The sequence below is a fragment of the Legionella longbeachae genome (assembly GCF_004283175.1).
In the GTDB taxonomy this organism is placed as follows: domain Bacteria; phylum Pseudomonadota; class Gammaproteobacteria; order Legionellales; family Legionellaceae; genus Legionella; species Legionella longbeachae.
The window spans coordinates 1-1,244 of record NZ_RXNW01000035.1 but is presented as its reverse complement, the minus strand read 5'-3'; the positions used below and the strand labels follow the sequence as shown (position 1 = coordinate 1,244).

Below are 1,244 nucleotides of genomic sequence, written 5' to 3'. Positions count from 1 at the left end.
AGATAAGGTACCGGCCTGTTGTAAAAGATGAGGAAACTTTACACACTCTGATAAAAAGGATCTAATCCATCAATTTTAATTGAATAACAAGAAGTTAAATGCAAGGAAGAATTCTCGACAAATCCCAACATACTGATTATTTATCACTGGATAAACTAATACCTAAAAAGCACTATTTAAGAAAAGTTAATGAATGCATCGACTTTTCATTTATTGAAGAGATTACCGAGTCTTGCTATTGCCCCAATAATGGAGGTCCTTCAGTTGCACCAGAATTATATTTTCGAATGATGCTGATAGGTTATATATTTTCCATCAAATCGACGAGACAACTAGTTCAAGATATTCATTATAATATTTGCTACCGATGGTTTTGTGGATTAACACTAAATGACTCTATTCCCCATCACGCAAGTTTGAGTCGCATTAAAAAACGCTATACGATTGAGGTTTTCGAAAAATTTTTTCAATCCATTGTCGAACAATGTCAGCAAGCTGGTCTTCTTCAAAGCCAGAGTGTGATGACAGATAGTACGTTAATTCAAGCAAATGCCTCGTTGAACTCGATGAAGCCATTAAATAAAGAAGTTCCTAAAAATATAAAACCATCTAAAGATGGCATCTCTGAAAATAAGTGGCATATTTCTAATAAAACTCATCGGAGCAAAACCGATCCTGATGCAACGTTAGCTTTTAAATCAGGAACATTAAGAAGTTTAAAATATAAAGCACATGTGTGTTGTGATAGTAAAAGCCGTGTAATTAGTGCCATAAAGATTACAACTGGAGCAGTACATGACTCTCAGCCTTACTTAGACTTAATAGTTCAATTAAAAAATAAATTAATGTTGAGAGAAGTTATAGCAGATAGAGCATATGGTTCTGGAGAAGTTATTTCATCCCTGAATGATATGGGTATCCAAGAATTTATACCATTATTTACTACACGTAGTGGTAAAACTCCTGATAAAGAAATACATGGAATTAATTATGATGAGATTAAAAAAACTTATATTTGCTTTGCAAATATTGAATTTAAACCAGGAAAAATAAATTCCGAGGGTTATATTTCTTATCGTACCCATACAAAAGATTGCCGTGAATGCTCTTTAAAAGCAATTTGCCAAGTGCCTCAAATGAAGAATAGAGACATTCGAGTTATGGCACGGCATATTCATGCCGATTTATTTCAAAAAGTGAAAATTAAAATGGAAACTGAGGAATTTAAAGAAAAATTTCGAGAA

The 1,244-nt window shown here is 32.9% G+C and carries 1 protein-coding gene; it reads left to right on the top strand.

All coding sequences use genetic code 11. The features are described from left to right. Positions 1-98 precede the first annotated feature (98 nt). Positions 99-1,244: IS1182-like element ISLlo2 family transposase (locus tag EKG34_RS18075; protein ID WP_130560102.1), on the top strand; the 1,146-nt coding region annotated here is incomplete at its 3' end.